The organism is Sulfitobacter sediminis (assembly GCF_040811725.1).
Lineage (GTDB): Bacteria > Pseudomonadota > Alphaproteobacteria > Rhodobacterales > Rhodobacteraceae > Sulfitobacter > Sulfitobacter sediminis.
On sequence record NZ_JBFNXX010000200.1, the window covers coordinates 1 to 251 of the forward strand.

1 protein-coding gene is annotated in these 251 nt (G+C 69.7%); it reads left to right on the forward strand.

Features of this window, described 5'->3' with window-relative positions:
* Window positions 1-251, forward strand: a 251-nt coding sequence (locus AB2B41_RS23645) for a hypothetical protein (RefSeq protein WP_367880266.1), incomplete at both ends; no start/stop codon positions are given.

Sequence of the window (251 nt, forward strand, 5' to 3'; positions counted from 1 at the left end):
GGAGCATCTGGCGTTGACGCGGGCAAGCGTCGTGGCGGGGCCGGCGGATGTCTCGGCGGATGTCACGGCGCTGTGTGCCGAGGTTCTGGCCCTGCCGAGCGCGAAGGCCGAAGTCCTGCAGGAAGTGACTGAGATGCGCGCGCGCATCGCGGCGGCCAAGGCCCCTGCGGGCCCTTGGGATGCCCAGATCGGGCCGGGGCGGTTGGAGGATATCGAACTCATGGCTCAGGCAGGCGGGCTTCTTGGCGGAA